Annotated in this window: 11 protein-coding genes and 5 pseudogenes; 10 read left to right on the top strand and 6 right to left on the bottom strand. The window is 61.0% G+C overall.

The window, feature by feature from the left end:
* Nucleotides 1–212, top strand: a pseudogene (virG, locus tag NKI69_RS07285) (two-component system response regulator VirG); the annotation flags it as partial.
* A 152-nt stretch (nucleotides 213–364) separates the two neighbouring features.
* Here virG and NKI69_RS07280 read toward each other — a convergent pair.
* Complete coding sequence (locus NKI69_RS07280; protein WP_352720719.1) at nucleotides 365–6,706, bottom strand: Ulp1 family isopeptidase; 6,342 nt, start codon at nucleotides 6,704–6,706, stop codon at nucleotides 365–367.
* 658 nt (nucleotides 6,707–7,364) lie between these two features.
* Nucleotides 7,365–7,899: pseudogene (locus NKI69_RS33565) on the bottom strand (aldehyde dehydrogenase family protein); the annotation flags it as partial.
* Nucleotides 7,900–8,406: 507 nt separating this feature from the next.
* Here NKI69_RS33565 and NKI69_RS07270 point away from each other — a divergent pair.
* The 3 genes and pseudogenes from NKI69_RS07270 to NKI69_RS07260 form a co-directional block, all read left to right on the top strand.
* Nucleotides 8,407–8,765, top strand: a pseudogene (locus tag NKI69_RS07270) (DDE-type integrase/transposase/recombinase); the annotation flags it as partial.
* A 267-nt stretch (nucleotides 8,766–9,032) separates the two neighbouring features.
* Nucleotides 9,033–9,410 (top strand): annotated as a pseudogene (locus tag NKI69_RS07265) (type IV secretory system conjugative DNA transfer family protein); the annotation flags it as partial.
* Nucleotides 9,411–10,051: 641 nt separating this feature from the next.
* Nucleotides 10,052–12,586 carry a two-component system VirA-like sensor kinase gene (locus tag NKI69_RS07260; protein WP_352720716.1) on the top strand — a complete coding sequence of 845 codons (2,535 nt, stop codon included), beginning with the start codon at nucleotides 10,052–10,054 and terminating at the stop codon, nucleotides 12,584–12,586.
* Nucleotides 12,587–13,400: 814 nt separating this feature from the next.
* Here the strand turns inward: NKI69_RS07260 and NKI69_RS07255 are convergent.
* A pseudogene (locus NKI69_RS07255) lies at nucleotides 13,401–14,069 on the bottom strand (oxygen-independent coproporphyrinogen III oxidase); the annotation flags it as partial.
* A 1,047-nt stretch (nucleotides 14,070–15,116) separates the two neighbouring features.
* Between NKI69_RS07255 and NKI69_RS07250 the strand changes: the two are divergent.
* Together NKI69_RS07250 and NKI69_RS07245 are read left to right on the top strand one after the other, a co-directional pair.
* On the top strand, nucleotides 15,117–15,815 hold the full coding sequence (locus NKI69_RS07250) for a Fic family protein (protein WP_245264324.1): 699 nt from the start codon (nucleotides 15,117–15,119) through the stop codon (nucleotides 15,813–15,815).
* A gap of 23 nt (nucleotides 15,816–15,838) precedes the next feature.
* Complete coding sequence (locus tag NKI69_RS07245) at nucleotides 15,839–16,258, top strand: Fic family protein (protein WP_352720713.1); 420 nt, start codon at nucleotides 15,839–15,841, stop codon at nucleotides 16,256–16,258.
* Nucleotides 16,259–16,335: 77 nt separating this feature from the next.
* On the opposite strand, the gene NKI69_RS07240 is transcribed toward NKI69_RS07245, so the two are convergent.
* Together NKI69_RS07240 and NKI69_RS07235 are read right to left on the bottom strand one after the other, a co-directional pair.
* Nucleotides 16,336–17,829, bottom strand: coding sequence for an NAD-dependent succinate-semialdehyde dehydrogenase (locus NKI69_RS07240; RefSeq protein ID WP_023768617.1), 1,494 nt, complete (start codon nucleotides 17,827–17,829; stop codon nucleotides 16,336–16,338).
* A 122-nt stretch (nucleotides 17,830–17,951) separates the two neighbouring features.
* A complete protein-coding gene (locus tag NKI69_RS07235) occupies nucleotides 17,952–19,331 on the bottom strand; it encodes an aminotransferase (RefSeq protein ID WP_352793957.1) in 1,380 nt (459 codons plus the stop codon).
* Nucleotides 19,332–19,492: 161 nt separating this feature from the next.
* Here NKI69_RS07235 and NKI69_RS07230 point away from each other — a divergent pair, with 161 nt between their 5' ends.
* From NKI69_RS07230 to NKI69_RS07215, 4 genes are all read left to right on the top strand, one after another.
* On the top strand, nucleotides 19,493–20,311 hold the full coding sequence (locus NKI69_RS07230) for a transketolase (protein ID WP_245263162.1): 819 nt from the start codon (nucleotides 19,493–19,495) through the stop codon (nucleotides 20,309–20,311).
* Nucleotides 20,308–21,288, top strand: a complete 981-nt coding sequence (locus NKI69_RS07225; protein ID WP_023747620.1) for a transketolase family protein — start codon at nucleotides 20,308–20,310, stop codon at nucleotides 21,286–21,288. Before NKI69_RS07230 ends, NKI69_RS07225 begins: the two co-directional genes overlap by 4 nt.
* Nucleotides 21,289–21,321: 33 nt before the next feature.
* Entirely contained in the window at nucleotides 21,322–22,635 is a 1,314-nt protein-coding gene (locus NKI69_RS07220; RefSeq protein WP_023768619.1) for an aspartate aminotransferase family protein, read from the top strand.
* An 88-nt stretch (nucleotides 22,636–22,723) separates the two neighbouring features.
* A complete protein-coding gene (locus NKI69_RS07215) occupies nucleotides 22,724–23,407 on the top strand; it encodes a GntR family transcriptional regulator (protein WP_023737066.1) in 684 nt (227 codons plus the stop codon).
* Between the two features lie 44 nt (nucleotides 23,408–23,451).
* On the opposite strand, the gene NKI69_RS07210 is transcribed toward NKI69_RS07215, so the two are convergent.
* On the bottom strand, nucleotides 23,452–25,245 hold the full coding sequence (locus NKI69_RS07210) for a hydantoinase B/oxoprolinase family protein (RefSeq protein ID WP_352720708.1): 1,794 nt from the start codon (nucleotides 25,243–25,245) through the stop codon (nucleotides 23,452–23,454).
* Nucleotides 25,246–25,271: the final 26 nt, after the last annotated feature.

Raw genomic sequence — 25,271 nt, 5'->3', positions numbered from 1 at the left:
GCAACGTGCTATCCAGAGAACGGCTTTTGCTCGCGAGCCGTGTGCGTGGAGAAGAGGTGTACGATCGAAGTATCGATGTCCTAATCATGCGCTTGCGCCGAAAGCTGGAGGCTGATGCGGCCAACCCTCGCCTGGTCAAAACATCCCGTGGCGCGGGGTACTTCTTCAACGCTGACGTAGATGTTAGCTACGGAGGCACGTTGGCCGCGTGACAGTGAGCTATGCTGGAGATTGGGGTGACGAGGCTGATCAAGCGTTCCAACAGTACCAGCCTGATCAATTACGGCGAGAGCTACCGGTCCGGAGATCGCATCAGCGCCTCTGTCGTCAAGAGAGCTGTTCTGCTTGACCCCAGCCATGGAGCTCAACGCCCCGCGTCGGAGCGCTCCCTGCTTCTGAAGGAAGCCACTAGGTCCGCTCGGGCTTGATCGGAGGCTTGGCTGATGGACGTCGTGGTTGCTTCGCTCAGTTGCCGCCCCATGGCGCGGCTTTGCGGATTATCAGTCCTCTGCCTCTTCGCCGGTCTCAACAGCGCTGTGTAATGTTCATTGTTTATGATGACGCCCCCGCTGTTCACGAGGTTGCTCCTGTCAAGTGTACTCGTCAGTCCGTCCTGGGCCTCGCGCTTCTTGCCCAAGTGCCGTTCAAACGGCGCTGGCGCGACTTGTTGAGCTCGAGAGATGGGTCCCTGCTCTCCTGCGTGGCCATGAGCTTGTGCCGCGGTCTGCGCAGCGGCGTCCCCAATGGCACGAGCCTCCATGCCGACTGCGTCTTCCGGACGAGCAGCAAGGGCAATTTCGCGCCCGGGTGCGAACTTCCGGAGATGAGCTAGTGCACTGATCCTCCGGTTACCACCGGAGTTCACATAGCGCTTGGCATCTTCATCCAGCGACCCCTCGTGAAGCCGATCCGCAATCCCCGGCTTTTTGTTTTCATGCAGGTATTCACTGAAACGTATAAGAGTAGATCCATAGACCTGAATGGTACCGCGATTCGGCCCGGTCGCAGGCGCTTCTTTGTACTCTTTGATGAGAGCCGCTGTGTAATCTCTGATGAGCGCGGCGTCGGCAGGGTAGGGATTCCGGACAGGGCGGTCGACCACTGGCGCTCCGCCCGCCAACGTCTTGAGACGACCCAGTGCTCTAGCCACGATCGAGGGGCCACCCCTGCTCTCGTACTCCGAGGGGCCACCCCTGCTCTCGTACTCCTTGCGATCCTGATCCAGCGACGATTCGTCAAGCCGAGCAGCAAATCCCGGCCTGTTATTGTCAAAGAGCCAACGACCAAAGCCGAGAAGAGAATTTACATGGCGCTTGACCGTGCTCTCCTTGACCTTACCCGCGTAAGCTGACCTCAGCCCTTCGACAACGGTCGCATCGTTGGAATAGAGGGGACCCTTGTCGCGACCGGAGACCCCTATTGGAGGATCTGGCTGCACCGCCGCCGGCACAGAACGAGCATGGTCACGCAACTCGGACGGTGCGGGGGGATTCAGATCAACCACTGACGAATCCGGCGCATGATGATGGCGCGCCGTTGAGTGACCCGGCTGCAGCACCGAGGCACCCAGCATCGAACCACTGCCTCCGGCGTACGGCGCCGCGGCGTGTTCTTGTCCGCTCCCTTGCATCATGGGCTGCGCTTCCCATGGCAATGCACCCACTTGATGGGTGGGGGCCTGCATCAGCACGCGAGCGCCTGAATTGCCGATCTCGCTCAGCTGCGGCTCAGTGGCAACGTCCTGCAGACGACTGTTCGGGGTCCTTTGCCTCTTCGCTGGTCTCAACTCCGCTGTATCATGCTCACGGTTGATGAGGACCTCCTCGCTTGGTAGCTGGTTGCTCCTGTCCTGTGCTGCGATCCGCTCGTCCGGCGCGCGCTGGTCGCCGTCGCGCCAGATCAGGGGACGAAAGGACCCTGCGGGATCCGAGGCTTGGTGATGGGGCCCAGTTGGCACGAAAGGCAATGGCAGAACAGCGTCGTCTTCATTAGCTTTCCCAGGGAGCTCGCGCCCGAGTTCGGACTTCCGGAGATGAGCTAGTGCACTGATCCCACCGGAGTTGTTATAGCGCTTGGCATCTTCATCCAGCGACCCCTCGTGAAGCCGAGCCGCAATCCCCGGCTTTTTGTTTTCAACCAGGTATTCACTGAAACGTCTAGGAGCAGATCCATAGGTCTGAATGGTAGCGGGATTCGGCCCGGTCGGCGCTGCCTTGTACTCTTTGATGGGAGCCGCTGTGTAATCTCTGATGAGCGCGGCGTCGGCAGGGTCGGGATTATTCAGGACAGCGGCGCGGTCCAGCACTGGCGCTCCGCCCGCCCACGTCTTGAGATGACCCACTGCTCTAGCCACGTCCGAGGAGCCACTCTTGCTCTCGTACTCCTTGAGATCCGGATCCAGCGACTCCTCGTGAAGCCGAGCAGCAAATCCCGGCCTGTTATTATCAAAGAGCCAACGACCAAAGCCGAGAAGAGAATTTACATGGCGCTTGACCGTGCTCTCCAATGCTGACCTCAGCCCTTCGACAATGGTCGCATCGTTGGAATAGAGAGGACCCTTGTCGCGACCGGAGACCCCTATTGGAGGATCTGGCTGCACCGCCGGCGGCACAGAACGAGCAGGGTCACGCAACTCGGACGGTGCGGGGGGATTCAGATCAACCACTGACGAATCCGGCGCATCATGATGGCGCGCCGTTGAGTGACCCGGCTGCAGCACCGAGGCACCTAGCCTCGACCCACTGTCTCCGGCGTAGGGCGCCGCGGCGTGTTCTTGTCCGCTCCCTTGCACCATGAGTTGCGCCTCCCATGGCGATGTATCCACTTGAGGGCCGGGATCATGCACTGGTTCGTCCATTTGCTTTTGCAACCGAGCCCACCTTGCGGCCACCGCGGCCTCGCCAACCGCGGAGGGCGTCTCCTCAGCCCTGGCGAACGCTGGCCCGGCAGGCGCCGCCGGCACAGAACGAGCATGGTCACGCAACTCGAACGGTGCGGGGGGATTCAGATCAACCACTGACGAATCGCGCGCCGTTGAGTGACCCGGCTGCAGCACCGAGGCACCCAGCATCGACCCACTGCCTCCGGCGTAGGGCGCCGCGGCGTGTTCTTGTCCGCTCCCTTGCGTCATGAGTTGCGCCTCCCATGGCGATCGTAGAAGGTCCGCGTGCGGAATCGAGTCGAAATATCCCGACAAATCAGCGTCGACCTTCTGCTTTTGCAACCGAGCCCACCTTTCGGCCACCGCGGCCTCGCCAACCGCGGAGGACGTCTCCTCAGCCCTGGCGAACGCTGGCCCGGCAGGCGCCGGCGGCACAGAACGAGCAGGGTCACGCAACTCGGACGGTGAGGGGGGATTCAGATCAACCACTGACGAATCCGGCGCATCATGATGGCGCGCCGTTGAGTGACCCGGCTGCAGCACCGAGGCACCTAGCCTCGACCCACTGTCTCCGGCGTAGGGCGCCGCGGCGTGTTCTTGTCCGCTCCCTTGCACCATGAGTTGCGCCTCCCATGGCGATGTATCCACTTGAGGGCCGGGATCATGCACTGGTTCGTCCATTTGCTTTTGCAACCGAGCCCACCTTGCGGCCTCCGCGGCCTCGCCAACCGCGGAGGGCGTCTCCTCAGCCCTGGCGAACGCTGGCCCGGCAGGCGCCGCCGGCACAGAACGAGCATGGTCACGCAACTCGAACGGTGCGGGGGGATTCAGATCAACCACTGACGAATCGCGCGCCGTTGAGTGACCCGGCTGCAGCACCGAGGCACCCAGCATCGACCCACTGCCTCCGGTATGCGGTGCCAGGTGCTCGTCCCCCAGCATCATGGGCTGCGCCTCCCATGCCAATGCACCCACTTGATGGGTGGGGGCCTGCATCAGCACGCGAGCGCCTGAATTGCCGATCTCGCTCAGCTGCTTAGCTTTCCCAGGGGGCTTCTCTGGCCGACCCAATGCCTTCTGCGGCCCGCTGTGCTGCGCAGCGGCGTCCCCAATGGCACGAGCCTCCATGCCGACTGCGTCTTCCGGACGAGCAGCAAGGGCAATTTCGCGCCCGAGTGCGGCGTACGGCGGGAACTTCCGGAGATGAGCTAGTGCACTGATCCACCGGTTACCACTGGAGTCCAAATAACGCCTGGCATCTTCATCCAGCGACCCCTCGTAAAGCCGAGCCGCAATCCCCGGCCTGTTGTTTTCATGCAGGTATTGACTGAAACGTCTAAGAGTAGCCGCATAGTCCTGAGTGGTTTTGGGATTCGGCCCGGTCGCAGGCGCTCCCTTGTACTCTTTGATGAGAGCCGCTTTGTACTCTTTGATGAGCACGGCGTCGGCAGGGTCGGGATTCAGGGCAGCGCGGCCCACCATTGGCGCTCCGCCCGCCGACTCTTTGAGACGACCCAGTGCTCTAGCCACGTTCGAGGAGCCACTCTCGCGCTGGTACTCCTTGAGATCCTGATCCAGCAACGGATCGTCAAGCCGAGTAGCAAATCCCGGCTTGTTATTATCAAAGAGCCAACGACCAAAGCCGAGAAGAGAATTTACATGGTCCGTGACCGTGCGCTCCCCGACCTTACCGGCATAGAGTGCTGACCGCAGCCCTTCGACAACGGTCGCATCGTTGGAATAAAGAGGACGCTTGTCGCGACCGGAGACCACTACTGGAGGATCTGGCTGCACCGCCGCCGGCATAGAACGAGCATGGTCACGCAACTCGAACGGTGCGGGGGGATTCAGATCAACCACTGACGAATCCGGCGCATGATGATGGCGTGTTTCCCCGGGAACAACGTCCCGTACGAACACCGAGTCTGGGTTGCCTTGGTCCGGCGCGACTGGAGCCAGGGCTCTGTCGTGCAACGCTCGCGCTGACTGGCCGAGCCGCTTGATCCGCTGGTGAAACGTCCCAACGGGGCTTTCCTTAACCGCGTCTCGCGCCTGTCGGTCCATGAGTTCAAAGTTCGTGAGATAATTTGCCGTTCCAGATGTATCGTCACCCATGAGTCGGGTTTGTAGTGCCTGCCGATTGACGACGAGGTTGTTGAGGTTCAGGTCTGGCAGGTCTGGCTGCCATCTTTGCAATCGCCCAACCAGCGCCCGCGTGCCGTCCACCACGTAGACTCCGCAATCCCACTCGTTGCTCTGCTGGGCGATGCGGGGTAAGTCCACGCGGGTCTCCAGGCTGGCGCCCAGCCTTTCTGCGAGGTGTTTTGCAAGCTTGTCATGCCATCCGCTGACGGAGTCATAATGATAGGCAACCGGCCGTTCCCGGTCGCTGCGATCAACGAACAGCAGCGACCAATGTTTGCCGCGCTCCGCAAGAGTCTTACCGCCATCGCTCACTGGCACGAACAGGAAGTCGGCTGTGTCGTTACCGTTCTGATTATGGACGATGCGCTGGAATGCGCTTAGCTTGTCGCTCTCGGAGCCCAAGCGCAGATGATAATTGGCTACGAGGGGATCCACGAACCGCGTCCGGGCGGCGAGTTCTGGATTGTTCCCCTGCAACTCCTGCTCCAGGAGCTGGTAATCCCTGTGGATATGTTCGTCGCCTAGCAATTGCAATGCGCCGAGCACCCGCCCGCTGGGGTCGCCGAAAACACCAAAAAACCCTTCGACCGCGGGGGACATCCCCTCAGGAAAGAGCTCTGGCGAGGCGGAATTCCCCGCCCGCAAGCTGGGAGGAGCGAATTCCGGTGGCCTCAGTGGCACCTCCTCGCTTGGTAGCAGGTTGCTCCTGTCCTGTGCAGCGATCCGCTCGTCCGGCGCGCGCTGGTCGCCGTCGCGCCAGATCAGGGGACGAAAGGACTCTGCGGGATCCGAGGCTTGGTGATGGTGCCCAGTTGGTACGAAAGACGATGGCAGAACAGCGGCGTCTTCATTAGCTTCCCCAGGGAGCTTCTCTGGCCGACCCAATGCCTTCTGCGGCCCGCTGTGCTGCGCAGCGGCGTCCCCAATGGCACGAGCCTCCATGCCGAGTGCGTCTTCCGGACGAGCAGCAAGGGCAATTTCGCGCCCGAGTGCGGCGGACGGCAGGAACTTCCGGAGTTGAGCTAGTGCAATGATCCTCCGGTCACCACTGGAGGCCTTATAGCGCTTGGCATCTTCATCCAGCGACTCCTCGTGAAGCCGAGCCGCAATCCCCGGCTTGTTGTTTTCAACCAGGTATTCACTGAAACGTCTAAGAGTAGCTCCATAGTCGTGAATGGTTTGGCGATTCGGCCCGGTCGCAGGCGCTCCCTTGTACTCTTTGATGAGAGCCGCTTTGTACTCTTTGATGAGCACGGCGTCGGCAGGGTCGGGATTCAGGACAGCGCGGCCCACCATTGGCACTCCGCCCGCCGACTCTCTGAGACGACGCAGTGCCACAGCCACAGTCGAGGAGCCACCACTGCTCTCGTACTCCTTGAGATCTTCATCCAGCGACTCCTCGTGAAGCCGAGCAGCAAATCCCGGCTTGTTATTTTTAAAGAGCCAACGACCAAAGCCGTAAAGAGAATTTACATGGCGCTTGACCGTTTCCTCCTTGGCCTTACCCGCGTAGAGTGACCTCAGCCCTTCGACAACGGTCGCATCGTTGGAATAAAGAGGACGCTTGCAGCCGCGACCGTCGGAGACCACTACTGGAGGATCTGGCTGCACCGCCGCCGGCACGGGGGAACGAGCATGGTCACGCAACTCGAACGGTGCGGAAGGATTCAGATCACCCACTGACGAATCCGGCGCATGATGATGGCGCGCCGTTGAGTGACCCGGCTGCAGCACCGAGGCACCTAGCATCGACCCACTGCCTCCGGCGTACGGCGCCGCGGCGTGTTCTTGTCCGCTCCCTTGCATCATGGGCTGCGCTTCCCATGGGGCCGCGCCTTCGATGAGGCTCAGGTCTCCGTGAGACGGATGAGGATGGAACGGGTCTGGCAGAGCCGGAACGCCGGGGGCGGGAATTTGGGCAGCGGCTTGGCGCGCCTCGCCCGAGCGCTGCTCAAAGCCCTCTTGCCCGGCCTGTGCCGCTTGCTCTTGAGATGCCGGGGGCTGCACCTGCCGCCAACCTGTTACATTGGATAGGTCAAATTTGTGCCGGTTCACGTTAGCCTCACGTCCACAGATCAGCTGAGCAACCTACTCGGGCATACTTACGAGAAGCTGACGAGGTCCGCGGTCCCGGAGCGGGTAGGCCTAATTTTCTGCGCGCCGATTGCGCTGGCGCGACGTAGCCCGGCCTTTTGCCAGCTCGGCAGCTACGGCTCGCAAAGAGCGTCGTAAGGCTTGCGGAGCCGCCCCTCAGCTCCCGTCGAGGAGCAATCCACAATTCACATATTTGGAGATGGCTCGCTGGTTTACCGGTCTGCGAGCCCTGCAAGCCCATGCTTCAGATGCCGCCCGTGCAGAGGTATTTCATTTCGAGGTAGTCCTCGAGGCAATGGCGGGAACCCTCCCGCCCGATGCCGGACTGCTTCACTCGGCCGAAAGGCGCGGCTTCCGACGACATGCGTCCCGTGTTCATACCACTATGCCATATTCCAAGGCCTCGGCGACACGCCAAACACGCTTCCGTTTGAGGCACAAATGTGGGGGAAGGCCGTAGATCGTGTCGTTGGCCTCATGCACGACCTATCCGCATCGTCGAAGCAATCACAGGCGCCAGCCGCCCGAATGTCTCTTTCTTGCGCGATGGTCATCTCGCTGGAGACCGGACCGATAGTTCGACGTGCCATTTGCGCGATGCGTTTGCCCCCGCATCGATTCTGCGGCCTTTCGCGACGGCATGGGATTCGATTTTGGCCAGAGCCTGCCTGTCGATCAGCGCACCGATCGCCACTCCGGAGCAAAGCCCTCGCCAACGATAAGTGGCGGACTTTCTCCACGAACTCTCGACAAACACCTTCGTGAACGCCTGACTGGACGGGGGTAGCCATGCCGAACAGGTCGCATAACCACGCCATCGTTCGGCGACTGCAGCCGCGAAGCGTCTCGAACACATCGGCTCGATGCGGTTGCGTCCAGAATGCATCAGCGAGCGGCGGGAGTCTTCGCTATATTCGCCCCCGACATCCCGAAGTCCACCAGCTTGCCTGCCAAAAAGGGGTGTTGCATGAATAAACCCGCTTTCGTCGCCGTCAGCCGCGTGCCCAGGAAGGACGACAGTCTCCATAGCAAGAATGCGAGATGATCATCGTATTCAGCGGCAGCGTGCCGGCGAAATTGGGTGTTCGGCAAGCCAAATAGCGCGATGCAGAAGGATGGTGAGGATTTCGCGTCCGCCACTGCGATGCATAGAGCCACCCTTCGCAACCGACCAGCGCAACAAAGCTCGTTATGCGGCGCGTAGGTTCGTAGACGCTTATCCAGTATCGAGATAACAAGGCCGCTGCGCAGGAACGAACTCTGAGAGCGCACCCTGCGAGAGGTTGCGCTTGCTGACGCGGCTGTGGAAGAAGCAGGGGCTCGCGCCGAAGCGCATGATCACCGACTAGCTTCGCTCGTATGGAGCGGCAAAGCGACAGATGATGCCGGACGTCGAGCACCGGTCGCACAAGGGGTTGAACAACAGAGCGGAGAATTCCCATGTGCCGCCGCGAAAACGGGAGCGGATGATGCAGGGGTCCGATCGCCGGGAGGCCTGCAACGCTTCGTCTCGACCTTGTCAGCCCTCCGCAACCTCTTCGTCCCCCGCCCCAAACGTTCTGCTCTCGCCATACATGTTCATCGCTTGCAAGCCATCGCCGAATGGAAGGCCGTGACTGGAACGCCCGCAACGATGGATTGCTAACGGCGAACTCATGCTGGTCGGCAAGGCGATACTGGCTGGAGCATCAACTCGGCCGACGAGAGTGGCCACACCATCCTAGACAGGATCGGCCGATATGCCCAGCATCGCCGCTCTGCAAAAAGCACAGCGGGCATCCAGACGTTGCCGGGTTGACTATGGGTGTCCGAACCGCGAAAAGAGGCCGCTCTTTATGAGTGGCGTGCGCTGGCAGTCTAACCCCAAGCCCCCCGCCCGGGCTGCCGGCGCGCTTCTAGGAACATCGAGGTAGATGACGAGACTCCGAACTACATTTCCAAAGCTATCGGTGGATTCACATTTCAAGCCCAATCGATTTCCTACAGCCAGGCGCGAACGTTCGATTGGAACATTCAGAATTCACATCAAGGTGCACCGCTATTGCGTCCCGAACAGGTTCGGCTGCTCGATGACGACTACGAGATTGTTCTCATCAAAGGTCTGCCACCATTAAAATTGAGGAAGGTGCGATATTTTTCGGATCGCATTCTGAAACGCATCTTTGAAAGCCAGACAGGCGCCCTCCCGGAGCCGGCGCCCTTGACGGGAGCAGAGGAGGCGCTCTCCGCAGAATCTCAACTCGATGACCCGCTGTGTGAATTGGCGCAGGACTTTGACGATACAGTTTGATGTGAGGCTAGTATGAACCCGCGAAATAGTAATCCATCCCGTGTAACAGCTTTGTCGCAGGTGCAGGACGCCGGCTTGGAAGACGGGCAAGCGGTCCAGGCCCGGCGAGTGGGCTTTGAGCAGCACGTGTCCGAGGCGCTCCGGCCGCTGTTCGATGGTCGAGCTGACGAGCCGCCTACCGGTCCAGAGGAGCTTCTGCGACTGGAAAAGGGGTTTCGCGAGGTGCTTCAGCGAGGGCAGGATCATCAAGCCGCCTCGTCTTTTTTCAGCGATCCAAGAATGCCCGCTGGACGGGATGACCCCAAGGGAAGCGTGTCGGACGCTTTCGCAGCAGCCGGCTCTAGGCACGCCGTAGTTGAGGCCGCCGCCCCGCCAGTGTTAGCTGCCAGCCAACAGCAGATCCGGCCCTCGCCAGTTGCGTTTGACCGGCCGGTATCATCCTCGGCTGCTGCAGGCGTGCGCTTGTATGCCCCTTCGATGATCTCTCGGAAGACCAGTTCCGAAAACTGCGATCAGTTGCCCGCCTTGTGCTGCCGCCTCGCCGTCGAGGTCGAAACGCCCGCGAATCAATGGAAGGTCAGCGGGCCATGGGGGCAGAGTGCAACGGTGTCTACACCGCCTGTTTGAGGGGAGAGGTACACTTGGCTTTCCTGTTCCAGCAGCATCCGGCCGCACACCGACGCGATGGGGAGCTAGAATTCAACTCGGACCTTCGCAAGGCACGCACCGCGGCTCAAACGCCGTTCGTTTGGGAAAAATGGCTCAGTACCGACAAAGCTTCTGTAATGGCCCTAGTGGCCTCGGTTGCGCTCTTGGTCGCGATACAGTGGCAAGACCCCCAGATCAACGAGGCGGTCCTAAGCGAACTGCGGACGATTCAGATCAACTACGCATTGCTCCAGCGAGACGTCGCCCGCGCCGACATGGTATTGGACTTCCGTTCCGTTGCTTCTACCGGGCAAGCATTAAAAAGGAACCTTCAAAACTACCAACGCCTTGTTGAGATTTCGCCCAATGAGAGCTCCGGGGTGCACTCCAGGTTGGTTGCACAGCTCAAAAATTCCCTCGGAAACACAGAAGCTGCCATCTCGGCCTCGGCCGCGCAAAATGAGCTTCTGCAAAGCTCTCTCGTACGCTTTGCTCGCTCGGCTAATCGCCTTCGGGGGGGAGTGTCGAACAGGCCTGAATTTTCCAATCTGATCCTTCAATTTTCGGCCAGACCGGGATTCAGCCTCGCATTACAAATCGATCAGTCTCTCCGCCGACTTCCTCCTAGCCAGGACCAAGTCACGGAGGATGTTGCCCGCGAGGGCCGCGCTATCCTGTCCTCAATGTTGAGGTTGGACCGCGCTGTCAATCGGATCCCATCCTTCGACACGTTCGCCAAGGCTGCCGAATTGGAGCGAGAACATCTGAAAGCCTACAGCTTCGCCAGCGCGCAAGCGCAGCGTACACGGCTTTTCTTTGGCTTGGTGTCCATATGCCTCTGCTTGTTTGCGACCATTCGAGCCTCCACGCTGCATGTGCGGACGAACCGGTTGGAAAGGCGGTTAGAGCTTGAAGCGGCGATGAGTGAGATCGAAGCTTGTTTCATCGACAGTCAAGCAACGAAGGCTTCGCGGCGCTTCTCCACCGAAGCGGCGCTTAGACTCATTCAATGCGTTTTCGATGCGGATCAATGCGCGCTTGCTCTGGTGGATCCGAGTATCAGCAGGAATACCGAGTACTTTGTCGCGAACAAGCGCATGCGCGTCTGGAACGCCACGCTAATCCATGAAGTCGTCTCACTTGTACACCCGGAACAGCCAGTGTTTCGCGTCGTTCCGGCGTCGGAAGTGGTTCGGACTGCCGTAGGCACTACCGGTGTTTGTCAAATTGTTTGTTGCCGGGCCTCCGATCAGCAGGCTGCGGTTTGTATCCTTGTTTTTGAAGGAGATCGCTCACCACCCTCCACAGACGACCTCCTGGTTCTGGCGAGCGCTACTGTGCGTTTAGGCAACCATCTTGAAATGCAACGTGTACACACGGAACGTAACCTTTTTGAGAGTCGATGGGAGCATGCGGAAAGGCTGACGGCTGTCGGCACAATCGCAAGCGGCGTTACACATGAATTCAATAATGTTCTAGGAGCAATAGTCGGCTACGCAGAGATGGCTAAAGGTCTTGTGCGTCGCCCCTCGAGAATTCGGGGCCACATCGGCCAAATTATCTTGGCCAGCAACCGAGCCAAACTGATTATTGATCAAATTTTGTCACTAAGCCGAAATCGGAAGCGCGTGACGATGCCTTTCGACGTCTCGGAGAGTGTAATGGATCTCGCGCCATTGCTGCGGGTTACACTTCGTGCGGATGTTCAGTTGAACTTCAAGATCAACGAGTGGCAAACGGTGATCGAGGGCAGCCCGACCGAGATACAGCAGATCCTTATGAATCTATGCAAGAACGCGTCGGAGGCTCTCTTGAATGAGGGCCGTGTCGAGATTAGCGTTTCTCGCGCTCACGTCTGTCAAACGAAGCCCGTGGCTAAGGGCACCTTGAAACCGGGAGATTACGTTCTCCTCTCCATCAGCGACGATGGCCAAGGAATCGCAAGTTCGGTGCTTCCGCATATCTTTGAGCCCTTTTTTACCACGCGCTCTCGCGTCGGCGGGACCGGACTGGGTCTTGCTGCAGTGGACCGCCATGTGAGCGCGCTCGCAGGATGCCTTGACGTCACCTCGGCTGTTGGCCGAGGTACACGCTTCGATCTCTACTTACCGGCCTGCGCTGAGGAGCAGGTCAGAGCTGATAGCGCTTTCGGCCCATGCGATGGATCACTTGGCAACGGAGAAATCATTGCAGTCGTTGACCCCGATCCAGCAGCGTTGGAGATCTACAAGGATAAGATCGCCGCGCTGGGTTATAAGCCGGTCGGCTTCGCGACCTTCGAGAGTCTTTGCGACTGGATCGAGAGCGGGAAGGCAGCCGACCTCCTAATTTTCGATAAAGCGACTTTCCTCGGGCCAGGACAGCCCGAAGCTCTACGTACCACCCTGATGACGGTGCCCATCATCGTCGTTGGTGGAAGCGACCCCATGCCGATCACATCTGGTAATCAGACCTTCGTCCTTTGGCTAGCCAAACCGGTCTCGTCCAGGACGATGGAGCATGCAATTCGTAGGATGATAATGGCATGATGCCGCCGACGCGCTCAGGATACCGAGCTACCGAGGCAGTCGGAGGCGGAGCCGGCTGGGATCCAGCAAATACAAGAGCGTCGGACGATCTCTGCGCACCCGGCTCATGGCGAGTTCCCCTCGAACACCGTCGTCGGCTCCGCCCAAGGAAGGGCTCCCCGACCACGGCAAACCTGCCGCCGTGCTCGTGACCGTCAAGGACAAGTCGCCGCGCGATGGGGTCTGCGGGCCTCCATCCTTGACAAGTCACTGCGCGCTGGCGGCGACAGGCAACGGGTAATATAAGGTCGGGACGAGGAGATGGTCGCCAATCGGTCACGCAAGATGGTTGACGAAATGACTCGAGAGCAAAGCTTGACAATCATCGCCCCATTCACGCCAGACTTCTCCTGTGCGTTCATCATCGGCTACGGCTCCTCGCTGCCCCGACAAGGCTATCGCCGCCCGGCCGGGCAAGCGATATCCCAGGTTCCGACGTGTTCCTTTCATGCTAGATTGACCTAGGCCCCGGCAGGGCGGGAGCATGAGGCTGGGTTCTCGGTCGCGGATCTGTGAGGCAAGCACGGGGTAAGCGACGGCTCGACCCACCATTGGGAAGGCCGGCTTCGGCACGGAGGTGCGGCCTCGGCGTTGAGAGGCATCGGATCGGGTGTAGCAGGACTTTCGAACTAACTGCCGACAACACACTGGATAGGCTGTTCTCGTCGTTCGGTCCAGTTCACCAACGCCTATGTCGACATTTTACGGCGCTTCACTACTAACCGGGCACCGCACGATGGCAGCTCGTTCTCTCCGGCAAAAGATACCCCCTGTGTTAGCTTCCGTGTGTCTGCTTGCCCTCACCTGCGGGATACGTAACGCCATCCCTAAAAGCATCGAATGCGGCAGCGACAGCGCGAATCCCAAAGCGATGCTCCCGCCGTACGCGGACAAAACCGTTTTCGAAGTCCACTATTCCGTCCTTGGCCAGCATCGCCAAACGCTCATCTGAACCGCGAAGACGGATCGGATCAGATCCGTGGGCGACACAGATTGCCGGCACGTCAGCCTCGAAATCGCACATTAATCGCTCGATAATTGCGGCTCGCACGCGGTCGTCGTCTGTGAGGCGATGGCCCTTCGATGTAGCCAGTCGGCCAGCTGCGATGTGCTGGATGTAGGAATCCCGTGTAACTTCGTTTTGAACGTATCCCTGGCCGGTGCGGCCGATAGCCGACGCGCCGAAACCGATCAGGGTTCTGCAGGTGTCAGCCGAGTAGCCCAACGAGTTACGTCGCAGGCGACCGGTTTCCTGTGCCAGCGCGAGCTCGTCGTCCGGCAAGGCGAAATGGTCGAGCCCGATCTCCCGGTAGCCGGCGGCAACCAGCGTCACGGCGACAGCCGCATGCTGTTCAGCGCGGGCAGCGCTGGCAAGCCGGTCGGGGCGCATGGCGACCGCTGCCCTCGCCGTCTCGACCCACGACACCACCGTTTGACGCGGCAGGCGTCCCATGGTGATAACAAACCACCTTGCCGCTGAGCTCGCCTGTGTCTTTGCGTTATGCCAGTCCGTTCCGCTTAGATGTCTTGGCTGTTCCCGCCGAGACCTCACGCGCACCGTTTTGTTCCCACCATCCCTCCCCGTCAGCTCCGCCTGGGAAATTCTGCCAGCTTGCCGGATCCGACGAGATAATGCAGCGCTGGGACGGACTTTGCTCGCCAGCTAGCGACCGTGGTGATCTCTGCCAAAAGGACGAGGCCATGAACGCGATCGGCGCTAACGGTGGCGGTTTGTATAAGCCTTGGGGTGGGAACTGGGCCTTCTATGCTGGCGCCACATACAAGCTCAACGAGACAACTTCGTTCTACCTTCGGCTCTCCCGGTGACCAGCTCTCAGTAGCGTCGCGGCAAACGTTGCCTATGGGCTTCTTTTCGATTTCACAGCTACGGCGACTCCAAACTCAGCAGTCGGCAAGATGGAAGCTTCCAACGGGAACTGCCCAATGCGAACAAGAAGAGCAGTGTCGGCAGTAATCCTGCGCCTCGAACGCTCATCCTAACGCCGTGAAGCGTAGAGCTCCGAGGTTGAGCAGACCAAGCCCGCAACACGCTCTAAAAAAACGGCGCATACAAGCCATCCGAGATTGCAGCCTAGCCTCGGGGCCGGACGTTGTTTCATATCAGACCGGTGGGGATGAAGCCTGCCATCCAGCACCCGGTCAGTTTCAGGTCAAACTTGAACTCCCAGTCGGGTCAGAACGCGATCAACTGGCAGTCCGACGCACTTAAAAATGACAAATGGATCGCCTGCTTTTGGGCCATCCATGGGGAATTCGGGCGCGAGAGAACAAGCTCACACAGCATAAGCGAAGCTCCAGGCGAATCTTGCGCTGGCCGAGGCAGAACCATGTTTAAAGCTGCCTGTTTTCCACCTCGAACCTGTCTGAGTCCGGCCGATCGTCATAGATCGGCCAAAGCATCGGCCAGATGGCTCCCCCAATTACGGTTTGTGCGTAGTTGTCAGTACGATAGGCCTGCCGAACATCGGCCATGATCATCATCGGCAGCATCGATTTGTGTCCAAGCCTGGCGACGTCGGCTGTTTTGGGCAAAAGCCTGCACTCGCGTACCGCAGCCAACCTCGCCCCATCTCGTGCGCATCATGAACACCTACTACAGCAACCTGATCGAAGGCCACGATACGCGCCCGCGCGACATCGAACGGGCGCTGGTCGGAATTTCGATCGAGACGAGAACCGCCGCAATCTGCAGCTCGAGGCGGCCGCGCACGTTCGCGTGCAAGCCGAGATCGACCGCCTGGCTGCCGATGGGCAGTTGCCGGAACCGGCATCGGTAGGTTTTCTTCGATGGCTGCATGCGGAATTCTACCGCGATGCGGAATCGCCCATGCTGACCATCAAGGGTTCCGGCCGTGAGTTCGTCATGGCGCCAGGTGAGTGGCGATCGAAGCCAGAGCATGACGTCGCCATCGGCCGGCATGAACCGCCTTCGAGCGATCGCGTCAACGATTTCATGCAATACTTTGCCATGCGTTATCGCTTCGATAAGCTGGGCAAGGCCGGACGCATCCTGACCATTCCTGCCGCGCATCACCGCTTCAACTACATTCACCCGTTTCCGGACGGCAACGGACGCGTCAGCCGATTGATGAGCCACGCCATGGCCCTCAGGCCGGGGTCGCCGCGCACGGGCTGTGGTCGATCTCACGAGGCTTGGCACGTGGCGTGAAAAGCCGAACGGATTACAAGAGCATGATGGATCATGCCGATATGCCCCGCCAGGGTGATCTCGACGGACGTTGCAACCTCTCCGAACGCGCACTCGGCGATTTTACCTTATGGTTCCTGCAGGCGTGTATCGATCAGGTGAGCTTCATGACCGGACTGTTCGATCTCGACACGTTGGCCAAGCGGCTGTATCGGCATGTGGAGCGCAGTGGTCTGAAGCCCGAAGCCGGCCGCCTCGTGGAGGAAGCGCTCACGCGCGGTGAGTTTGACCGCGGCGAGGCATCCCGTATTAGCGGACTACCCGAACGTACGGCGCGTCGAGTGTTCAATGACGTAATCGCGCTCGGACTATTGGCGTCGGAAACGCCAAAGGGCCCAGTGTCCCTACGCTTTCCGGCGGACGCTCTGGACGCGCTGTTTCCGAAGCTTTTTCCGGAAACGTAAGAGCATAGGGCGCTCACGATCTTAGGTCACTTCTCCTCGGAACCGGAAAGATTTTCACCGGATCACCCGCGGGTTCGTCATTCCGCGTTCTGAGACGCGGGAAAAGCCGGCGCACTAGAGCCGAGGCCGCCGATGCAGACATATTTGGTGTCGAGGTAATCCTCGATGCCCTGATGTCCGCCTTCCTTGCCGAGGCCGGATTCCTTGACGCCGCCGAAGGGTGCCTCCGGCGTGGTGATGAGGCCTTCATTGACGCCGACCATGCCGTATTTCAGCCCTTCCATGACGCGGAAGGCGCGGCCGAGATCGCCGGTGTAGAAATAGCAGGCGAGGCCGAATTCGGTGTCGTTGGCGAGCGCTATCGCTTCCTCTTCGGTCTCGAACTTGAACACCGGGGCGACCGGCCCAAAGATCTCTTCCTTCATGAAGCGCATATTGGGTGTCGCGTTGGCGATGACGGTCGGCTGGAAGAACGAGCCGCCGAGCGCATGGCGCTTGCCGCCGGCAACGATCTTGCCGCCCTTGGATGTGGCGTCGGCGATCAGTTCTTCGACCTTCTCGACCGCCTTCTCGTCGATCAGCGGCCCCTGCTGCACGCCGTCCTCGAGGCCGGAGCCGACCTTCAGCCCATTGCTGGCGGCAGCGAGCTTCTCGACGAACTTGTCATAGACACCAGCCTGGACAAGGAAGCGGTTGGTGCAGACGCAGGTCTGGCCGGAATTGCGATACTTGGCGGTGATCGCACCGGCGACCGCACGCTCGAGGTCGGTGTCATCGAAGACAATGAACGGCGCGTTGCCACCGAGTTCCATCGACACTTTCTTGACGGTGACCGACGACTTCTGGATGAGAAGCTTGCCGACTTCCGTCGATCCGGTGAAGGTGATCTTCGACACCAGCGGATTGGCGCAGATCTCGTCGCCGATCTCGCTTGCCGAACCGGTCAGGATGTTGACGACGCCCTTGGGGAAGCCGACCTCCTCTGCGAGCGCACCCCAGGCGAGGCCCGAATATGGCGTCTGCGAGGCCGGCTTGACCACTGCGGTGCAGCCGGCGGCGAGCGCCGGGCCGAGCTTGCGGGCCAGCATCGAGGACGGGAAATTCCACGGCGTGATGGCGGCGATGACGCCGACCGGTTCCTTGGTCACCAGGATACGGCGATCCGCCCACGGCGACGGCACCACGTCGCCATAGGTGCGGCGGCCTTCCTCGGCGAACCACAATATGTAGGCCGCGGCAGAGCCAATCTCGCCCTTCGATTCGAACAGCGACTTGCCCTGCTCGATGGTCAGCAGTTCGGCCAGCACGTCCTGATTGTCCATCATCGCGTCGTGCAGCTTGCGCAGCAGCTTCGAGCGCTCGAGCGCGGTCGTCTTGCGCCAGGTCTTGAAAGCTTCCGCGGCGGCTTCGATGGCGCGGCGGGTCTCGGCTTTGCCCGACTTCGGCACGGTGCCGATCTTGAGACCGGTGGCCGGGTTGTTGACGTCGACCGTCTGGCCGCTGTCGGCCTGCACCCATTCGCCGTTGATGAGATTGGCCTGGCGCATGAAATGGCTGGTTTTCTGAAGCATGGTCTGGCCTCCGTTCGGATAAGACAATCAGGATCCTGTATGCTGGCTGCGGCTCGCGCTTGCCCAAGCGCCTTTCGCGCGGCCGGCCCCTCCAGCGACGTCTCGCCGCACGCCGGGCGGGTTCATGCCGACTGGTCAGTCCGCGCATGGGCCGCCGCGGTCTCATCAAGAGCCGCGCGAATGCCATCAACCATGTAATCGATCTCTTTAGGGGCGATGACGTAGGGCGGGCAGATTGCCAGCACGTCGCCCATGTTGCGGATCATGACTCCGTGCTCGCGGCACCGCCGCTCGACATCGGTGCCAATTCGCAGCTCCGGCGCAAAGGCGCGACGGGTGGCGCGATCCTCGACGATCTGGATCCCCGCTATAAAACCGCGGCCGCGGACCTCGCCGACCAGTGTATGGTCGTTGAGCGCGTCCGCGAGCGCTGCATGCAGATAATCGCCGAGACGGCGCGCCTGGCTCACGAGATCGATCTCGCGGTAGATCCTGATCGCCTCGGCGGCGACGGCGGCTGTCACCGGATGGCCGGAATAGGTGAAACCGTGGCCGAACACGCCGACCTTGTGGGCCTCGTCGGCGACGCACTGGTAGACCTTGTCGGAGATAATGACGCCGCCAATGGGCAGATGACCGGATGAAAGCCCCTTGGCGACCGACAGCATGTCCGGTTCCATGCCAAAAGTCTGGCTGCCGAACCAATTTCCGGTGCGTCCGAAACCGCAGACCACCTCGTCGGCCAGCATCAGAATGTCGTATTTGCGCAGCACCGCCTGAACCTTTGGAAAATAATTCTCCGGCGGTACCAGCACGCCGCCGGCGCCCATGACTGGCTCTGCGATCATCGCGGCAATCGTCTCTGGCCCCTCCGCCAGGATCAGGGCCTCGAGTTCCTGGGCCAGGCGCGTGGCGTAGTCATGCTCCGCCTCGCCCGGCAGACCGTCGAGATAGTGGAACGGCCGCGCGGCGAATATGACGGGAAGCGGCGGCAGGTTGAAGGACTTGTGCATGTGCGGCAGCCCACTCAGCGCCGCGCCCATGATCGTACTGCCGTGGAAGGCGCCAAACCTGCTGATGATCTTGCGTTTCTCCGGACGTCCCCGCGCGGCCTGGTAATACCAGGCGAGCTTGACCATCGTGTCATTGGCTTCCGAACCGGAGCCGACCAGAAAGACGCGCGCGTGGTCGAACGGCGCCAACGCGGTAAGCTGTTCAACGAGTTCGACGGTGGGCTCATTCGAGCGGTGATTGAAGGTGTGATAGACGGCGAGCTTGCGCATCTGGCGGTCAGCAGCGGCGGCCAGCCGGCTGTCGCTGAAGCCGAGCGAGGCACACCAGAGTCCGCCCATGCCCTCGATATAGCGGTTGCCCGCGTCATCCGTGACGGTCGCGCCTTCGCCGGCCACGATCGTCAACGGACCATGATCCTCATGCAGGCGTGGATCCGTTTGGGAATGAAAGTGCCTGGCCATGTCCAGCACGCGCGATTCGTTGTTCATCAAAATTCTCCTTGCGACCAGATAGGCGGTTGCTTCGGCGAGGAATATCTTATAACTTATAAGTTGTCGAGAAAAAATGATCCTGAGAGTGACGTCCAATGGCCAACGCACCCACTCCTTCAAACAACACCCTGCCACCCGACGCGGAGCGGATCGCCCTGTTGCGCGACAGGGCAGAGTTCGTCCGGCTCGAGACGCTGCGCCTCATCCAGATCGCCAAGGTGGGCCACTATTCGTCGGTGTTCTCCTGCGCGGAAATATTCGCCACGCTCTACTACGATGCGATGCGGCTGAGGCGCGGCGAGCCGCAATGGCCGGATCGCGACCGCTTCCTGATGGGCAAGGGACATGCCGCGGTCGGCCTTTACCCGCTGCTGGTCGACTGGGGCTTCTTCTCCAAGGACGTCCTCGATGGCTACACCCGGCTCGGCAATCCGCTTGGCGATCATCCCGACATGCGCAAGGTGCCCGGCGTCGATTTCAGCTCCGGCTCGATCGGCCATGCCCTGTCCGGCGGCCTCGGCATGGTGCTTGGCGGCCGTGCGGCCAACCGGCGCTTCGATGTCTATGTCCTGCTCGGTGACGGCGAGATGCAGGAGGGCCAGGTCTGGGAAGCGGCGCTCTCCGCCGCCCACCATAAGGCCGGCAATCTGATCGCCATCGTCGACCGCAACGGATACCAGCTCGACGGGCAGGTCGACGACATCATCGGCATCGAACCGTTGGCCGACAAATGGGCGGCGTTCGGCTGGCAGGTGCACGAGGTCGATGGGCACGACGTCGTCGCTCTCGCGACGCTGCTGCGACAGTTGAAGGCCGAGGCAGACCGCACCCGGCCCGTCTGCATCATTGCCAAGACCTCCAAAGGCAAGGGCGTTGGTTACATGGAAACCGAACCCGGCTGGCATCTGGGCTATCTCGCGCCATCGGACGAGGCCTTGGCCGCCGAAGAGATCAAGCGTGGAGGCAAAACACAATGAACGGCCCGATCGATACCAACTCCTGGCAGTACCGCCAGATCAACGCGCGTGCGCCTGGCCTGAGTTATCTGGCCAACGCGCTCATTGATCTGGTCGAAGACGGTTATCCGGTCGTGGCCGGTACGGCCGACCTTCAATATTCCAACGGGCTGGTGCGGTTCGCGCAACGCTTTCCCGAACGCTTCACGCAATTTGGCATTTCCGAGCAGAACATGGTTTCGGCTGCTGCCGGCATGGCCAGCACAGGCGCCATGCCGTTCGTCGCTACATTCGCTTCTTTCCTGGCGCTGCTGTGCTGCGAACAGATCAGAACCGACGTCGCCTATTCGGCTCTGCCGGTGCGGCTGATCGGTCATCATGCCGGTATTTCACTCGGCTTCTACGGCACCTCCCACCATGCGACGGAAGATCTTGCCATCATGCGAAGCATCGCCGACCTCACGGTCGTCGCGCCGGCTGACGGCCCGCAACTGGCGGCCGCCGTCAAGGCGTCTGTCAATCATGCCCAGCCAATCTACTTCCGCATTGGCCGCGGCCAGGAACCGCTGGTCTATGAAGACGACGGCGTCGACTTCCAGTTCGGCAAGGCGATCGTTCACGGCGAAGGATCGGACCTGACCATCATCGCCTGTGGCTCGATGGTCCATCCCTCAAGGGAGGCTTACCGCGCGCTGCGCGCGGCGGGCAAATCCGTCGGACTGATCGACATGCATACGGTGAAGCCAATGGATACGAAGGCAGTGCTCTCGGCCGCGGCTCACTCCCGCTTCATTCTAACCATCGAGGAACACAATATCCTGGGCGGTCTGGGCGGCGCCGTGGCGGAAATCCTGGCGGAGGCGGGCAGCCCGGCACGGTTGATACGCCATGGCATCCGCGACGAATACAGCCTGATTGCGCCGCCAACGCATCTCTACAAGCACTACCGGCTGGACGCGGCGGGAATCGAGGCCACCGTTCTTGAAGCCCTCGGCTGAGCCGGCGGACCATAGCCATGCACGGACATTCCGATGACCGATCAGAATAACACCGCCCGACTCATTGAGCGCGCCGGTGCGGTGATGCCGGGCGGATTGCTCAGCCCGAGCCGCAGGCTCGGCGCGCCGCATGTATTTGCCCGGGCGCAGGGTGCGTTTCTCTACGACGTCGACGGACACCAGTACACCGACTTCCATTGCGGCTTCGGCGCCAACGTGCTTGGCCACTGTCATCCGGCGGTGCGCGAACGCATCGCTGCGGTCACGCAGGATATCGATCTTGTCGGTGCGGGAACGATGCGGCTGGAGATCGAGGTGGCGGAGGCGCTGGTCGACTGCATCCCTTGCGCGGATCTCGTCGCCTTCTGCAATTCCGGATCGGAGGCGACCTATCACGCCCTGCGCCTTGCCCGCGCCGCCACCGGTCGCAAGCGCATCATCAAGTTCCAAGGCGGCTATCATGGCTGGCACGACTATGTCGCCATGAACGTACAGTCGCACGCGCAGGCGATCGGCAAGTACGATCCCATCAGTGCTGGCATCCTCGAGGATGCCGCCCGTCACACCATCGTGCTGCCTTACAACGATGCCGGCGCCGTCGAGGATTATCTCAAGGCCAATCCAGGCGATGTCGCGGCGATCATCATCGAGCCAATCGCTCACAATATGGGGTCGGTGATCGCGACGGATGTTTTCCTGCGCGAGCTGCGTCGCCTGACCAGCGATCATGGTGTCGTGCTGATCTTCGACGAGGTCATCACCGGCTTTCGCCACGCGCTCGGCGGCTATCAGTCGATCGCCGACGTCACGCCTGATCTCGCGACCTTCGGCAAGGCGGCCTCGTCAGGCTATCCCGTTGGCGTGGTGGCCGGTCGTCGCGATCTCATGGCGCTCGTCGGCCGGACCGGGGAAGGATCCGTGTTCATGGGCGGTACTTTCAACGGCACGCCGTCGACGCTCGCCGCCATGCAGGCGACGATTGAGGAGCTGTCGAAACCAGGCTTCTACGACCGCCTGTTTGCCCTCGGCGCTTTCATGCGCACGCAGCTGGATGGCATTATCGATCGCCTCGGCCTGCCCGCGCAGAGCGCCGGGTTTGGCTCGGTCTGGCTGATCTATTTCCTCAGCGGTCCTTACCGCGACTACCAGGACTTGCTGGGCAACGACGATGTTTTCGATCTTGCATTCCGCAGAGAGATGGTGGCGAACCGGCTGATCGGCCAGCCGCTTCCGCTCAAGCGTCTCTACCTGTCAGGGAGCCATGACCGGGCGACAGTCGAGAAATCGCTGGATATCATCGAGACAATCCTGCGCAAGCTCTCCGCTGGGAAACCCGCCAGCTCCTAGCCATGTTTCGCAACGGACTTATAGGATATAAGAGCGTCTCGCACTATCCGTTGTCGATTCGGTGCGGCCAAGATTGCAGCGGTGGACCATGAGCACGATGCAGCCAATCGAGCAAGGCAGTCTGTCGGCGAGAACTTATATCTCGCTGCGCGAAGCCCTGATCGCCGGCAATTTCCGGCCCGGCGAAAGACTGTTGATGCAGGATCTGGCGCAACGGCTGGGCACCAGCGTCACGCCTGTGCGCGAGGCCTGTTTCAGGCTCGTCAGCGAGCAGGCGCTGGAACTGCGGTCAGGGCGGTTCATCACCGTTCCAGAGCTGACCCGGTCGCGTTACTGGCAGGTCCGGCTCATTCGCATCGCGCTCGAGGGACTAGCGGCCGAACTCGCCGTTGAGCATGTTTCGGAGAAGGACATTGCAAAACTGGTCGAGATCCATCGCGATTTCGTGGCCGGCGAAACGTCCGGCGATGCTGACCGCGCCCGTCGCGCCAATCGTGAATTCCACTTCGGCGTCTACCGCCTGTCCAAGATGGATATGCTGATCGCGCAGATCGAAAGCCTGTGGGTCTCGATGGGCCCTATCCTTAACGTGTATTATCTGCAGGCCGAGAACGATTACATCGGCGCGGAGGAGCACGAGACGCTGATCGAAGCGTTCCGGACCCGCAACAAGAAGGTGGCGCGTAAGGCGATCGAACGCGACATCGTGCGCGGTGGCATGAACCTGTTGCGGTATTTCGACGAGCAGGACGCGGCCGCCAAGCGGGCGTGATCGAAGCCGCCGGTCATTTGCTGGCGACCTCTCTTCGCGCTGGCTCAGGCCGCCCGAAGGCGCGCGGTGGCATCCTGGTCGACAACCCAGACGCCCTGCTCGGCGTCCAGCACCAGGGCAACCTTGTAGGACTTGCGAGCCGCTTCGCTTGTTAGCCAGCCGCGGCCAACGCTGGCCGCGACACGGCGGACATCGCGCTTGGTCGGGTCGCCGTAGCCGCCGCCGCCACAGGCAACGAACTCGATGCGCTCGCCGGCGCGGCACGCCTCCTCATGGAAGGCCGGCAATTCCACCAGCTTGCCATCCGTGCCGCGCTTGGCACTGCGACTTGCTTTGGCGTCACCGCCGCCCAGCACGCCACGCGGCGGAAAGGTTGTGCCATCGGCCGAGTAGACCAGTGTCATCTCGTGGTCGACGGGATAGAAGACACCGCCCACCGCGGGAGCGCCCTCGAACTCGCCAATGCCTTGGGTATCCGCCACCACGCCGCGCGATTCAATGATGATGGGATACATGGATTCGTCCACCTCCACGGAATCCAGCGCGATCAGGCCGCCATTCGCCGGCCCGCAATATGTCAACCAGCCGTCATAGCCGTGACGCGCGCCGCCGCCGGCGTAGCCAATGAAGACCTGGTTGACGTAGGGCTGCCCGTCCTTGAACGGATCCTTGCCCGAAATCACTCCGATCCCCGCCGGCAGGTGCGAGCCGCTCTCGGCCTGGCCATAGGGTTCTCCCATCGTCGAGAACACGCAATTGCCGGCGATGATCAACCGGTCGTTGACATTGGTGGTCGCCACCGAGGTGCCTACGGGGTAGCGGGGTTTGCCAACCACGCTTCCCTCCCGCATCAACACCTTGATCCGGCTCTTGGCGCCCTCGTTGTGCGGGATGCCGTCGTCGAGATTGTTGAAGACGCCAATGCGGCACGAGCCCGTGCAGGTGTTTTCCGACAGGTTGAGACCGCCAGGGACGTTATCCATGTTGTCACGCACGTCGACCGTGATCTCGCCGGCTTCAGGGTCGACATCGATGGTGATCCGGACCGGGATCCCCTCCTCCGCCACGCCGGGGACCGGGTCATGGTGGACCTCGTAGGAGAACTTGCCCTTCGGCAATTTGGCGATCTCGGCCATGGCGCGACGCGCACCGTAGTCGAACCAGTCCTCGACGAAATCCAGCAGCGTGTCGCGGCCGTATTTTTCAAGCAGTTCCAAGAGACGGCGTCGACCGGTCCTGCAGGCGCCGATCTGGGCTCGCACGTCGCCCAGCCAGATGTCTGGAACACGGTTGCGCATCATGCCGATGCGCAGGATGTCCTGCTTCTCCCGGTGCTGTTCGACCACACGCACGCAGGGAAAGTGGATCCCTTCCTCATAAACGTTCTTGGCAAATGGCAGATAGGTCGAAGGTGTCGGCGCGCCAGTATCGGCGTGATGGGAAAGCGCCACGGCCCAGAACAGCGGCTTGCCGTCGAAAAAGATCGGCATCGCCATGATCAGGTCGGCATGATGGGTGCCGCCCGTGTATGGGCAGTTGTTGAGGAAGATGTCGCCGTCGGCAATATCGTCGAACAACTCCGTTATCGGACGGGTCGCCAGATCCATCGACATGACGTGGATCGGCAGCGCGTCCTCGGTGGAAACCAGGCGGTGATCATAGGTCAGGATCGCACAGCTCAGGTCGCGGGCGTTCTTGATCACCGCTGAGCGGCTGGCCCGCATCACGACCAGCGTCATTTCCCGCACCACCGCCTCGAACCGGCTCTTGAGAACCGACATCAGGAACGGATCGACGCGGCGCGTTGGCGTCTCCAGGCGAATGACAGGTGAATTCATTTTACGATGCCTTGTTCGGGAAGGTT

The sequence above is a fragment of the Mesorhizobium sp. M0491 genome, assembly GCF_040321265.1.
GTDB lineage: Bacteria > Pseudomonadota > Alphaproteobacteria > Rhizobiales > Rhizobiaceae > Mesorhizobium.
This window is presented reverse-complemented; position numbering and strand designations above follow the sequence as displayed.